We start from the raw sequence: 13,219 nt of genomic DNA, 5'->3' as shown, positions 1-13,219 counted from the left end.
CGAAGGGCGCCCGCGCGGGGAGGCTCAGGCCCCCTGCGCCTTGACGCGCTCGTAGTACGCGGTGTCGGCTGCGGTGCGGCGTCGCCCGAGCAGCCACTCGGTGACGAGCGCCACCACGGCCGCACCGGCCAGCGCGACGACCCAGATCCACGTCGCGTCGTACGCCCAGCCGGCCCAGGTCAGCGCTTCCCACAGCACCGCGGCGACGATGCCGCCGACCGCCGGTCCGAGCAGTGAGCCCCGGGTGGAGCGCCACGGCAGGACCGCGTGCGCGACGGCCCCGACGATCACGCCACCGAGGACCGCGAACAGCAGTTCCACGTCGTCAGGCGACGAAGCCGATGCGGCGGGACTCCTCCGCGCCGACCTCGACGTAGGCGAGCGCGGCGACGGGGACGATGAACCGACGTCCCTTCTCGTCCTGCAGCGACAGGTGCGTCGACTTTGCGGCGAGGGCCTCCGACACGGCCTTCTCGATCTCGTCCGCGGTGTGTGCGGTCTCGAACGCGATCTCGCGCGGGCTGTTCATGATGCCGATCTTGATGTCCACGAGCACAGCGTATCCGAGCGGCTGCGGGGACCATCGGACGTTCGCCGCAGGCGCACTGCCTCGCCCGGCCGCGGCTGCCGTGCGGTGTCGGTCGCTCCGGTTACCGTACGAGGGTGCCCCAGACGACGTTGACGCCCGCCCCCGCGGACACCGGGGTCCTGCGGGCGCTCGCGGCGGACGCGTCGCAGGCAGCGGTCCTGTCCCTGCCCGACGGACGGCACGCGGCGGTGCTCGGTGCGCCCGGCACCGGGAAGACCACCACCCTGTCGCGACTCGTCGCCGCCCGGCTCAGCCGCGGCGACGCGATCTCGACCGACGGCCACACGACCGTGCTCGCCCTGACGTCCGCGCGTGCCGCTGCCACCGCCCTCCGCGACCGCCTCGCCGCCGCCGTCGGGCGGGTGGTGCCGGGCGCCCTCGCCCGCACCGTGAACTCGCTCGCGTTCCAGATCGTCGCCCACGCGGCGGCCGTGCAGGGGCAGGAACCGCCCACCCTGCTCACCGGTGGTGAGCAGGACCGCATCATCGCCGACCTGCTCGAAGGGCACGAACTGGACGGCACCGGTCCGGAGTGGCCCGAGCCCATCACGAGCGTGGTGCGCGAACGCGCAGGCTTCCGCACGGCGCTGCGCGACGTGATGATGCGGGCCGTCGCGGCCGGGGTCGAGCCGGACGACATGCGCGAGCTCGGCGACGACTCCGGGCGGCCGGAGTGGCGGGCCGTCGGGGACTTCGTCGACGAGTACCGCGCCGCCGTGACCGCGTTCCGCGAGACCGGGCTCGACGCTGCCGAACTCGTCGCGTACGCCACGGCCGCGGTGCTCCGCGGACAGGTCCCGGCGAGCGTCGCCGCGCTCCAGCTCGTGGTGGTCGACGACACGCAGGAGCTGGTCGAGGGGGAGATCGCCCTGCTCGGGGCGCTCGCCCGCTCCGGCGTCCAGGTCGTGGCGTTCGGCGACCCGGACATCGCCGCCTCCGCGTTCCGCGGCGCCGAACCCGACGTGCTCGGGCGGCTCGGGTCGCGGCTCGGTGTCGACCACGTGGACGAACTGGTGCTCACCACCGTGCACCGGCACCCCGCCCCGATCCGGGAACTCGTCTCGAGCGTCACCGCGCGCATCGGCGCCGCAGCGGCCGGTCGACAGCGGACCGCGACGGCCACCGCGGACGACGCCCGCCCCGACGCCGTCGTCCACCTCGAGGGCGCCAGTCGCGCTGCGCTCGTGGTGGCGGTGGCACGCAGACTCCGCGAGCACCGGCTGCTGGACGGCGTGCCGTGGCACCGGATGGCCGTGGTCACCCGCAGCGGTGCGGCGATCCCCGAACTCGTCCGCGCGCTCTCCGTCGCCGAGGTCCCCGCCACCGCCGGGGCCGCACCCGTCCGGCCGCGCGACGACACCGCTGCCCGAGCGCTCCTCGACGCGGCGGCGGTCTCGCTCGGCGTGCTCCCGCTCGACGCGGCGCTCGCCACGTCCTTCGCCACCGGACCGCTCGGCGGGCTCGACACCCTCGCGATCCGGCGGCTCCGGCTCGCACTCCGACGTGAAGAACTCGCCGGCGGCGGCACACGCACCGCCGACGAACTCCTGGTGGACGCGCTCGGCGCTCCGGAGCGGTTGGCGACCGTCGACGCCGGCTTCGCACGCCGCGCGACGCGGCTCGCCCGGAGCCTGGTCCAGGCCCGGACGGACGCCGACGGGGGTGCCAGCATCGAGGAGATCCTCTGGGGCCTCTGGGAACGCAGCGGACTCGCGGCCACCTGGGGTGCACAGTCCGCGGCGGGCGGTGTCGGCGCGGCCGAAGCGGACCGGCACCTCGACGCGGTGGTCGGACTGTTCACCGCGGCGAAGCGGTTCGTCGAGCGCACCCCCGACGCCCCGGCCCGGGTCTTCGTCGACGACCTGCTCGGCTCGGATCTGCCCGAGGACTCCATCGGCCCGGACCGGACGGCCGGTCGGGTCCGCGTGCTCACCCCGTCCGCCACCATCGGCCTCGAGTGCGACGTGGTCGTCGTCCTCGGGCTGCAGGACGGCGTCTGGCCGAACACCCGGGTCCGGGGGAGCCTGCTCGACCCGGACGGACTCGTCCGTGCCGCTGCCGGCGTCCCGCACGCAGCGGTCGACGACCGCGCCGCCGTGATCGCCGACGAGCTCCGGCTGTTCGCCCGCGCCGTGTCCCGTGCCACCACGCAGGTCGTGATCGGGACGGTGGCGAACGACGACGAGGCGCCCTCGCCGTTCGTCCGGCTCGTGCCCGTCCCGCCGGACCGGCAACCGACCGTGCACCCGCTCTCGCTCCGGGGGCTGGCGGGGTCCCTCCGGCGCCGCGTCGTCTCGGCGGGGGATCCCGAGGCCGCCTCGGCCCTCGCCCGCCTCGCCGCGGCGGAGGTGCCGGGCGCCGCGCCGGACGACTGGTACGGGCTCGCCGAGCCGTCCACCGACGAGCCGCTCGTCGACCTCACCGCCGATCCGGCACCCGAGCACGAGGGCGGCGAGCCCGTCGCGCCGACCGTCTCGGTCTCGCCGTCACGCATCGGGACCTTCGAGGAGTGCCCGGTGCACTGGTTCGTGCAGACGTTCGGCGGCGGTGCCCCGAGTCCCGCCATGGGCATCGGGACGATCGTGCACGAGGCCATGGAGCACGCCACAGAGATCGACGTCGAGTCGCTGTGGCAGCACGTCGAGGGCCGGTGGGACGAGCTGACCTTCGAGTCGCCGTGGATCGCCGACCGCGAGCGCGCCCGGACCCGCCGCATGATCGAGGGGCTCAGCGACTACCTGCGCACCTTCGCGAGCGCAGGACGACGGCTGCTCGGCGCGGAGACCTCCTTCGCCCTGGTGACCGGCCCGGCACGCATGCGCGGCAGCATCGACCGGATCGAGGTCGACCCCGACGGACGGGTCAGCGTCGTCGACCTCAAGACCGGACGCTCGATGCCGAGCGAGAAGAACGACATGCCCGGGCACCCGCAGCTCGGCGCGTACCAGCTCGCGGTCGAGGACGGCGCCGTCGACGGCGTCCCCGCCGGGGCGAGGATGGCCGACGCGCGCCTGGTGTTCGTGCAGAACCCGCGTGGCGGCCGTGCCTACTCGGAACGGACGCAGCAGGCGTTCGACGACGACGCCCGTGACGCCTACCGTCAGCGGCTGCACGCGGTCGCCGAGGGCATGGCGGGGCGAACGTTCCTGGCCAACGTCGACGACCACTGCGAGAAGGCCCGGACCGGCGTGGAGTGCCGCATCCACGTCGTGGGAGAGGTGACCTGGTGACCGGGGAACGGCTGCTCGACACCGCGCACGGTGACGCCGTCGACGCGCCGCGGCACGACGCGGACGCGATCGCGGACGCCCTCGGACGGCCCCGGCCGACCCCCCAGCAGCGCGCCGTGATCGAATCGCCCCTCGCGCCCGCGCTCGTGGTCGCGGGTGCCGGCAGCGGCAAGACGGAGACGATGGCCTCGCGGGTCGTCTGGCTGCTCGCGAACGGCATGGTCCGACCGGACGGCATCCTCGGCCTGACCTTCACCCGGAAGGCCGCGGGGGAACTCTCCGTCCGCATCAACGACCGCATCCGTGCGCTCGAGGACGTGGGTCTGCTCGAGGCCGGTGACGCCTTCGAGGCTCCGACGGTGTCGACCTACAACGCCTTCGCGAACTCGGTCTTCCGCGAGAACGCCCTGCTCGTCGGCCGTGACGGCGAGTCCCAGGTGCTCACCGAACCGTCGGCCTGGCAACTCGCGCGCCGGGTCGTGGTGGGCGCCCGCGACGACCGGCTCGCCGGACTCGACCGCGACGTCGACACCGTGACCGCGGCGGTCGTGGCGCTCGCCGGGGCGGTGTCCGAGCACCTCGTCGAACCCGCACGGCTGCGACGGTTCGCGATCGAGTTCGCCGGTCTGCTCGAACTGCCCGGCAACAACCGCGGGGCGCCGTACAAGGCCGTCACCGACGCCGTCGCCGCGATCGGCGCACTCGAACCGCTCGTCGACCTCGTCGAGGAGTTCCGGCGGCAGAAGGTCGACCGCGGTTTCGTCGAGTTCTCCGACCAGATCGCGCTCGCCCTGGCGGCGGCCGAGTCGGCGCCGCGTGTCGTGTCGGACCTGCGACAGCGTTACGGCGTCGTGCTCCTCGACGAGTACCAGGACACCTCGGTGGTGCAGACGCGCTTCCTCGCGCGGCTGTTCCGCGGGCACCCGGTGATGGCCGTGGGGGACCCGCACCAGTCGATCTACGGGTTCCGCGGGGCCAGCGCGGCGAACCTCGCCCGGTTCCCGCGGGACTTCGCGGCGGCTCCCACCGACCCGGACGCGGGCACCGCACCGACGCGACCGGTGACCTTCGCCCTGTCCACCAGTTGGCGGAACCCCGTCGACGTGCTCGTGGGCGCGAACGCCGTCGTGGCACCGCTCTCCGAGGCGTCCGAGGTCGACGTCGAACGCCTGGTACCCCGGCCGGGCGCCGACGCGGGCACCGTCGACGCGGTGTTCCCCGAGACGCTCCCGGAGGAGGCCGAGGCCGTCGCTCGCTGGTTCGCCGAACGTCGTGCAGCCGATCCGACGCAGTCGATGGCGCTCCTGCTCCGCTCCCGGAAGGACCTCGCGGCCTTCACGGCCGCGCTCGGCGAGCAGCGGGTGCCGTTCCACGTGCTCGGCACGGGCGGTCTGCTGCAGCGACCCGAGATCGTCGACCTCGTGGCGTGCCTGCGCGTGCTCCACGATCCCGCCGCGGGCAACGACCTCATCCGGCTGCTCGCCGGAGCACGGTGGCGGATCGGCGCAGCGGACATCGCCGCGCTGCACGCCCTCGCCCGCTGGCTGTTCGGGCGCGACCACACGCAGCAACGGCTCGACGACGACCTGACCGCCGCGTTCCGGGCATCGGTCGCCGCGGGCGAGCACGGCTCGATCGTCGACGCGCTCGACTTCGTCGCGACCGCCCCCGACGAGCACGGCGCACTCGCGGACATCAGCAGCGTCGGTCGTGCGCGGATGCGGGAACTCGGTCGTCAGCTCGCGGCGCTGCGGTCGCGTGCGAGCGGTGACCTCGTCGACTTCGTGACCCTCGTCGTGCAGGAGCTGCGGCTCGACATCGAGGTCGCCGCGCACGAGCAGGGGAGCGGGGCGTTCCTCGACGCCTTCATCGACGAGCTGGCCGGGTTCGTGGCCACCGACGACCGCGCCGACCTCGGCGCGTTCCTCGGCTGGATCGACGCCGCGGCGCGCCGGGACGACATGGGGCCCCGCTCGGAGGAACCCGAGTCCGGCACCGTGCAGATCCTGACCATCCACGGTTCGAAGGGGCTCGAGTGGGACGCGGTCGCGGTGCCGCGCCTCGTCGAGGGTTCGCTGCCCGCCCGTGCCCAGGAGGGCTCGTCGGGGTGGATCGGCTTCGGCCGGCTGCCCTACGAGTTCCGGGGCGACGCCGACGAACTCCCGCGACTCGACTGGCGGGGCCACGACGACCAGAAGTCCGTCACGCTCGCGATCGACGCCTACAAGGAGCAGGTGAAGGCGCGCAACGAGGACGAGGAACGACGGCTGACCTACGTGGCGCTCACGCGCGCCAAGCACGACCTGCTGGTGTCGGGGTCGTTCTGGGCGGGCGGAGTACGACCGACGGAGCCGAGCCGGTACCTGCGCGACCTGGTCGACGCCGGGGTGGTCGAAGCCGGAGTGGTGCCCGACGCGACCGAGCACGAGGAGAACCCCCTCGGGGACGCCGGCGCGACGCAGCGCTGGCCGCACGTGCCGTTCGGACAGCGTGCCGGTCGGGTCCTCGCCGCGGCCGAACGGGTGCGGAACGCCAACCCCGGCGCGGCCGGACGCTTCAGCGCCGACATCGACCTGCTGCTCGCCGAGCGCGCGGCGAACCGGAAGGCCCGGCACACCGTCGTCGTGCCGCACCGTGTCCCCGCGTCCGGGTTCAAGGACTACCTCGCCGAACCGGACGTCGTCGCGGAGCGCCTGCGCCGGCCGATGCCGGAACGGCCGTACCGTGCGACGCGCCTCGGCACGCTGTTCCACCAGTGGGTCGAACGGCGTGCGCGCAGCGGCGGGTCGCTCGAGACGCTCGACGCATGGGACGGTGAGCTCGACCTCGACCAGGACGACCTGGTGGACGCATCGACGGAGGGCGTGGTCACCGACGACGACGCCCGCCGACTCGCGACGTTCCAGGCGACCTTCGCCCGGTCACGATGGGCGGACCTGACGCCGATCGAGGTGGAGCGCGAGATCCACATCCCGTTCCTCGGGCACAGTGTCGTGTGCAAGCTCGACGCCGTCTACGACATCGACGGCCGGGCCGAGGTCGTCGACTGGAAGACGGGCAAGGCACCGGCGGGCGACGACGACCTGGCGAAGCGCCAGTTGCAGCTCGCGCTGTACCGCGTCGCGTACGCCGAGTTCACCGGGCGGCCCATCGACGAGGTCGACGCGGTGTTCTACTTCGTGGCCGACGACCTCGAGGTGCGGCCGCGGGAGCTGCTCGACCGCGCCGGGCTGGAACGCGCGTGGCGCGACGCGATCGGTTGACACCACCACCCGCGCCAGGCGCGCCGACGTGGCGGAGCCGCACCGCGCCTCCTGGCCGACGGGTCAGCCGTGCCGACGCTCGGTCGACGACAGCAGCTCCTCGACCTCGCCGATCTCCATCGTCTCCGGCGACACGGACTGCAGCGGCGCCGCACTCGGCGTCCGGACCGTGTCCACCAACCGGTGCATCATCGCGACCGCGTCGTCGACGACCTCCGTGCTCTTCACCTGCACCCCGTGCAACAGCCACTGCGCGGTCTCGAGCTCGTGGTGCACCCGCGCGCGCTGCGCGAGCTGCCGGTCCCGACCGCCGCCGTTCGCCTCGTAGGCGCTGAGCACGGTGTCGAAGGCGTCCTGGCGGCCGGCGAGCACCCAGGCGAGGTCCTTCGCCGGGTCGCCGAGCCGCAGCTCGCCCCAGTCGATGACGCCGGTGACGGCGTCGCCGTCGACCAGGATCGTGCCGGTGCCGAGCGACCCGTGCACGACCGTCGGCGTGAACTGCCAGAGCTGCTGGTCGCGGGCCGCGCCCTCCCACCGCTCCTTGAGCGCCGCCGGGACGAGCTTCGTGGCGACGGCACGGTCCATCACGGAGACGGCGGACCGCAGCACCTCGAAGGGGGTGAGCGACGGCAGACCGGCATCGGTGACGAAGCTCGTCGGCAGTTGGTGGATCGCCGCGATCGCCCGGCCCACGCTGGTGGCCAGGTCCGGTCGCTCGACGAGCGTCCGGAGGCTCGGGTGCGTGCCCGGCAGGTAGGTGGTGACGATCGCGCGGGTGGACCCGATCGGCGCCTGTCCGCGGTACTCCGCGACGCCGAACGGGAGGCGCGTGCGGATCCCGGCGCTCAGCGCACGGATCGCGACGAGGTCGGCGGACTGGCGTGCCTCGGCGCGCTGGTTGCGCGGTCGCCGGATCGCGATCTCGGGACCGTCGGCATCGCGGAGGACGGCCGACTCGTAGTCACCGGAGGCTGCCGAGCCGAGCGTGCGCGTACCCGTGACGACCAGGCCTGGGACGGCCGTCGTCGCCAACGCGGCTAGAGTGAACTGGGATCCCGCCATGCCCCTCAGGGTAGGTCCGCAGCCGGTGGTCGAGCGTGCGCCACGCTGGCCCGGGGCAGCCCGGGCGTCCTGCACCCAGACCCGATCCGACCCGAGGAGCCCCCTGCCGTGACCGTCGAGTTCGCCGCCCGGCTGCCCCTCTCCCGCAACGACCTCGACCGCGACGCGGAGTTCCGGACGACGGCGGACATCGACCGCGTCCTCCGCGAGGACCCGTCGACCCGGTACCTGCCCGTGCGCGGGTCGGAGATGCTCCGCAACGCCGACGGCACGCTGCGCTTCGTGTCCGCCGACGCTGTGCCCGCGGGCACCGTGACGCTCTACCTCGGCCGCTCGGTGTCCGACGCCTCCGACGCCCCCGTCGGCACGCGGTTCGTGGCCGCCTTCGTCGACACCGTGACCGCCGCCGCGATCGAGCCGTCCGACGACGCGTGGGAGAGCCTGCGGATGTTCGGCACCGAGCTCTCGCCGCGTGACCAGGGACTCGCGGTCGAGGCGGTCGCCATGGCGAACTGGCACGCCGTGCACGGGTTCTCGCCGCGGACCGGCTCGGCGACCGACGTCGTGAGCGGCGGGTGGGTGCGGCGGGACCCCGAGGGTCACGAGCACTTCCCGCGCACGGACGCCGCCATCATCGTCGGGGTGACGGACGCCGAGGACCGCATCCTGCTCGGCTCGAACGCCGCGTGGGACGCGAACCGGTACTCGCTGCTCGCCGGCTTCGTGGAGCCGGGGGAGTCGCTCGAGGACGCCGTCCGTCGCGAGGTGTGGGAGGAGTCCGGCGTCCGGGTCGAGGAACCCGAGTACCTCGGGTCGCAGCCGTGGCCCTTCCCGGCGTCGCTCATGCTCGGGTTCCGCGCGCGTGCGGTGGACGGCGACCCGACGACCGCGCGGCCCGACGGCGTCGAGATCCTCGACGTGCGCTGGTTCTCCCGCGAGGAGATCCGGGAACGAGCCGGGGACACCCTGCTCCTGCCCGGTCGGACGTCGATCGCCCGCGCCATCATCGAGGAGTGGTACGGCGGCCCGCTGGACCTGCCGTGAGCAACGCCTCCGGGGCGGCGCCGTCGGCGTCGGGCGCCCGGCCGCCGGCGCCGGACGAACTCCTCGCCGCGCTCGACGCCGAGCAGCGCACGGTGGCCCGCACCCTCCTCGGTCCCGTCGCCGTGCTCGCGGGCGCCGGCACCGGCAAGACCCGCGCGATCACGCACCGCATCGCCTACGGCGTGGCCACCGGCACCTACGCGCCGAACCACGTCCTCGCCCTGACGTTCACCACCCGGGCGGCCGGTGAACTCCGGTCACGGTTGCGCGCGCTCGGCGCCGGCACCGTGCAGGCCCGCACCTTCCACGCCGCGGCGATGGCGCAGCTGAGCTACTTCTGGCCGGACACCGTCGGCGGCCACGCCCCGCGCATCGTCGAGTCGAAGGGCCGGATGATCGCGCACGCCGCGGACACCGTGGGCATGCAGGTCGACACCCCGACCCTGCGCGACCTGGCCGCGGAGGTCGAGTGGCGCAAGGTCCAGATGCTCTCCTACGACGAGTACGAGGCGGCGGCGGCCGAACGGGTGATGCCGCGGGACACGCCGCCCCGTCGGGTCCTCGACCTCATGCGCGCGTACGAGCAGCTCAAGGACGACCGCCGGCAGCTCGACTTCGAGGACGTCCTGCTCGCCACGCTCGGCATGGTGGAGTCCGAGCCACGCGTGGCGTCGTACGTCCGCCAGCAGTACCGCTTCTTCGTGGTGGACGAGTACCAGGACGTCTCGCCCGTGCAGCACGACCTGCTGCGGGCCTGGCTCGGAGGGCGTGACGACGTCTGCGTCGTCGGGGACGCGAGCCAGACGATCTACTCGTTCGCGGGGGCGTCGAGCCGGTACCTGCTCGGGTTCGGCTCGGAGTTCCCGCGCGGCTCGGTCGTGCGGTTGGAGCGCAACTACCGTTCCACGCCCGAGGTCGTGCACGCGGCCAACGCGCTCATGCGCGGACAGCCGGGCGCTCTCGACCTCGTCGCGCAGACCGCCGAACCGGGCCCGGAGCCCGAGGTCATCGCCTCCGCCCACGACGGCGACGAGGCGCAGGCGGTCGCTCGCCGCATCGCCGACCTGGTCGCCGCCGGAGCGGCGTACGGCGACTGCGCCGTGCTGTACCGGCTCGGTGCGCAGGCCGCGGCGATCGAGTCGGCGCTCGGCCGCGCGGGGATCCCGTACCGGGTGCAGGGCGGCACGCGGTTCTTCGACCGGCCCGAGGTGAAGCTCGCCGTGCACCACATGCGCGGGGAAGCGGTGCGTCAGACCGACGACGAGCTCACACGGCGGGTGGGGCTCGTCCTGCAGGTGAGCGGCTGGACCCCCACGCCGCCGGAGGGGGCCGGTGCCGTCCGTGAGCAGTGGGAGGCACTGCAGGCGATCATGGGGCTCGCCGAGGACGCTCCCGCCGGCACGACCATGCAGCAGTTCACCCAGGACCTCGTCGACCGCGCGGCGACGCACCACGAGCCCGAACTCGACGCGGTGACGCTCGCGACGCTGCACTCGTCGAAGGGGCTCGAGTGGCCGCACGTGATCGTGATCGGGGCAGCCGAGGGGCTGCTCCCGATCTCGTACGCGACCACCGACGCGCAGATCGACGAGGAACGTCGGCTGTTCTACGTCGGGATCACCCGCGCCCGGCGCTCGGTGACCGTCACGTGGTCACGGCAGGGTTCCACGCGTGGGGGCGCCCGGGTGGCGAGTCGGTTCCTGGCAGCGCTCGGCACGCGCAGCGCCGATGGAACGCCACCGCCCGCACGCTGACGGACAGGTCGTCGCGCTCGAAGACCAACTGCTCGTCCCGCGGGCGCTGCGTCGTGGACGGCAGCCGTTCGAGGACCAGTCGCGCGGCCGCCGCCGCGACGGCCGCCCGCCGGTAGGGCGACAGCGGTGCCGCTGGGCGGCCCCACACCTGCGCGGCGACGGCGGGCCACGCCGGGTCGTCGTCGACGCGTGCGTACTCGACGCACTGGAGGCACGGGCCGGCACCCGGGACCACGAACGGGCCGACGCGCACCCGGCCGTCGCCCACCACGACCGGCAGGTGGGGCACGCCGCGACGCGTCCAAGCGGCGCGGAGCGCCGGGTCGACCACGTGGTCCGCGACGGCGACGGCGAGCCGGGGGTCCGGGTCGGGGACGGCGATCGGTCCGCCCGGCGGTGCGGTCGTCCGGGCGACGGTCACGCCCTCGCCCTCGCCCGCGAGCATGTCCGCGAGCGTGTCCGCCAGGGCACCGGGACCGTGCACCTCGACCCGCACGAGGGGACCGGGAAGGACGTCCACGAGCGCCGTCGACGCCGCCCCGAGCACGCGTGCGGCGACCGCGGGCGTGCACCCGGTCGCCGCTGCGAGTCCCGGCAGCGCCGAACGCCCGGTGTCCCGTCGCAGCGCGCCGAGGAACCGTTCCTCCGCCGTCGTCGGGACGGGCACGACGGCGCGCGGCGGGTCCACGCCGAGCTGCACGGTCGTCGGGTCGCGCCAGACGAACTCGAGAGCCGGATCGATTCGGATGCCCATGCCCCAACGTTGGCCGACGGGGCGGCCGCACGGGGCCGGGTCAGCGGATCTGTGGAGAACTCACCGCGGCTCGTCGCCGGGGTCCTCGTCGACGTGACCGGACTCGTCCTCGCGGGGACGATCGCCGGTCGTGTCGTTCAGCAGGTCCTCGAGTGCACGGTCGAACTCGTCGTCCTCCGCGGAGCGGCCCGGGTTCCGCAGCCGCGCCACGAACGCGTCGGGCGCGTCGATGTCCTCCGAGGTCGGGACCGCGTCGAAGTGCGACCAGAGGGCGTCGCGCTGCTCGGCACCGAGCTCGTCGGTCACCCGCTGCCACATCGCTGCGGCCTCGCGCAGACGACGGGGGCGGAGTTCGAGGCCGACCAGGGTCGCGAACGCGGACTCCGCGGGACCACCCGCCGCGCGGCGGCGGCGGACCATCTCGGCGATCGCGCCCGACTTCGGCAGGCGGGCCGTGGCGGCGGCGGTCACGGTGTCGACCCAGCCCTCGACGAGCGCGAGCATCGTCTCGAGACGGGCGAGCGCGGCCTCCTGCTCTTCCGTCCGCGGCGGGATGAGCGCGCCGGAGGCGAGCGCGTCGCGCAGCTGTTCCTGGTTCGTCGGGTCGATCTCGGACGCGAGTTCCTCGACGCGGTCGAACGGGATGTGGATGCCCCGCGCGTAGTCCGTGATCGACGAGATGATGTGCAGCCGGAGCCACCTCGCCGACCGGAAGAGCCGAGCGTGCGCGAGCTCGCGGACGGCCAGGTAGATGCGGACCTCGTTCTCGGGGACGTCGAGCCCCTCGGCGAACTCGGCGACGTTCTGCGGGAGGAGCGCGGCGACCTGCTCGTCGAGCAGCGGCACGCCGACGTCCCCGCCGGACACGACCTCCTTCGAGAGCTGTCCGACGACCTGGCCCAGCTGGATCGCGAAGAGGGCGCCACCGACGCCGCGCATCGCCTTCGAGACGTCGCCCAGCATGGCCTTCAGCTGCTCCGGCGCGCGCTGTTCGATGGCCTCCGTCAACGCGTTCGCGATGCTCAACGCGACGGGCTCGGCGATCTGTGCCCAGACCGGCGTGGTCGCCCTCGCCCACTGCTCCCGCGTGTACAGGCTCGGGGTCGCGGTGAGCTCGGCCACCGTGGTGGCCTCGTCCAGCCACAGTGCGGCGACCTGGAACGCCTGGTCGGCCGCCTGGGAGGTCACCGGGTCCACCGGGTGACCGCCGTCACGAGCGATGGCGGTGGCGCGTTCGGCCGCGACGGAGAAGTCGATGCCGTCGACACCCGACCGGGCCGCGCGCTGCAGCTGGCTCATCAGGTTCGCGACGAATGCCGGGTCGTTCGGCAGACCCGCGGCACCCGCCAGCTGCGACGGGTCGATCTGGCCCTCTCCGGAGAGGAGCTTCCGGAGCATCTCCTGGAAGTCGTCGTCCGGCCCCGGCTGCGGTTCATCAGGCATGGCGACTACGCTAATCGCTGCTCACGGGGCCGCGCCTGGGACGCCCCCGTGGGAACGCCCCAACCGCTGCGCCGAGGGCG

Annotated in this window: 9 protein-coding genes; 4 read left to right on the top strand and 5 right to left on the bottom strand. The window is 74.0% G+C overall.

Annotated elements, in window-relative coordinates:
* Window positions 1-24 precede the first annotated feature (24 nt).
* Window positions 25-321, bottom strand: a complete 297-nt coding sequence (locus ACTJKO_RS13395; protein ID WP_440689497.1) for a hypothetical protein — start codon at window positions 319-321, stop codon at window positions 25-27.
* A 4-nt stretch (window positions 322-325) separates the two neighbouring features.
* A complete protein-coding gene (locus tag ACTJKO_RS13390) occupies window positions 326-550 on the bottom strand; it encodes a DUF3107 domain-containing protein (RefSeq protein WP_440689495.1) in 225 nt (74 codons plus the stop codon).
* Between the two features lie 113 nt (window positions 551-663).
* Between ACTJKO_RS13390 and ACTJKO_RS13385 the strand changes: the two genes are divergently transcribed.
* Together ACTJKO_RS13385 and ACTJKO_RS13380 are read left to right on the top strand one after the other, a co-directional pair.
* Window positions 664-3,819 carry a PD-(D/E)XK nuclease family protein gene (locus tag ACTJKO_RS13385; protein ID WP_440689493.1) on the top strand — a complete coding sequence of 1,052 codons (3,156 nt, stop codon included), beginning with the start codon at window positions 664-666 and terminating at the stop codon, window positions 3,817-3,819.
* Entirely contained in the window at window positions 3,816-7,082 is a 3,267-nt protein-coding gene (locus tag ACTJKO_RS13380) for an ATP-dependent DNA helicase (protein WP_440689491.1), read from the top strand. Before ACTJKO_RS13385 ends, ACTJKO_RS13380 begins: the two co-directional genes overlap by 4 nt.
* A gap of 63 nt (window positions 7,083-7,145) precedes the next feature.
* On the opposite strand, the gene ACTJKO_RS13375 is transcribed toward ACTJKO_RS13380, so the two are convergent.
* On the bottom strand, window positions 7,146-8,144 hold the full coding sequence (locus ACTJKO_RS13375) for a phosphotransferase (protein ID WP_440689489.1): 999 nt from the start codon (window positions 8,142-8,144) through the stop codon (window positions 7,146-7,148).
* Window positions 8,145-8,252: 108 nt separating this feature from the next.
* Here ACTJKO_RS13375 and nudC point away from each other — a divergent pair, with 108 nt between their 5' ends.
* On the top strand, window positions 8,253-9,188 hold the full coding sequence (gene nudC, locus ACTJKO_RS13370; protein WP_440689487.1) for an NAD(+) diphosphatase: 936 nt from the start codon (window positions 8,253-8,255) through the stop codon (window positions 9,186-9,188).
* The gene (locus ACTJKO_RS13365) at window positions 9,185-10,942 is read left to right on the top strand and encodes an ATP-dependent helicase (RefSeq protein ID WP_440689485.1); all 1,758 of its coding nucleotides are present in this window, start codon (window positions 9,185-9,187) and stop codon (window positions 10,940-10,942) included. Before nudC ends, ACTJKO_RS13365 begins: the two co-directional genes overlap by 4 nt.
* On the opposite strand, the gene ACTJKO_RS13360 is transcribed toward ACTJKO_RS13365, so the two are convergent.
* Both ACTJKO_RS13360 and ACTJKO_RS13355 read right to left on the bottom strand, forming a co-directional pair.
* A complete protein-coding gene (locus tag ACTJKO_RS13360) occupies window positions 10,833-11,696 on the bottom strand; it encodes a TOMM precursor leader peptide-binding protein (RefSeq protein WP_440689483.1) in 864 nt (287 codons plus the stop codon). The two genes, ACTJKO_RS13365 and ACTJKO_RS13360, sit on opposite strands and share 110 nt — an antisense overlap.
* A 60-nt stretch (window positions 11,697-11,756) precedes the next feature.
* On the bottom strand, window positions 11,757-13,139 hold the full coding sequence (locus ACTJKO_RS13355; protein ID WP_440689481.1) for a zinc-dependent metalloprotease: 1,383 nt from the start codon (window positions 13,137-13,139) through the stop codon (window positions 11,757-11,759).
* Window positions 13,140-13,219 lie beyond the last annotated feature (80 nt).

It is taken from the genome of Curtobacterium sp. 22159, assembly GCF_052045775.1.
Taxonomy (GTDB): domain Bacteria; phylum Actinomycetota; class Actinomycetes; order Actinomycetales; family Microbacteriaceae; genus Curtobacterium.
This window is presented reverse-complemented; position numbering and strand designations above follow the sequence as displayed.

Coding starts and splice junctions, on each gene's coding strand:
- ACTJKO_RS13375 (WP_440689489.1), bottom strand. CDS start 8,144: ATGGCGGGATCCCAGTTCACTCTAGCCGCGTTGGCGACGACGGCCGTC.
- ACTJKO_RS13360 (WP_440689483.1), bottom strand. CDS start 11,696: ATGGGCATCCGAATCGATCCGGCTCTCGAGTTCGTCTGGCGCGACCCG.
- ACTJKO_RS13355 (WP_440689481.1), bottom strand. CDS start 13,139: ATGCCTGATGAACCGCAGCCGGGGCCGGACGACGACTTCCAGGAGATG.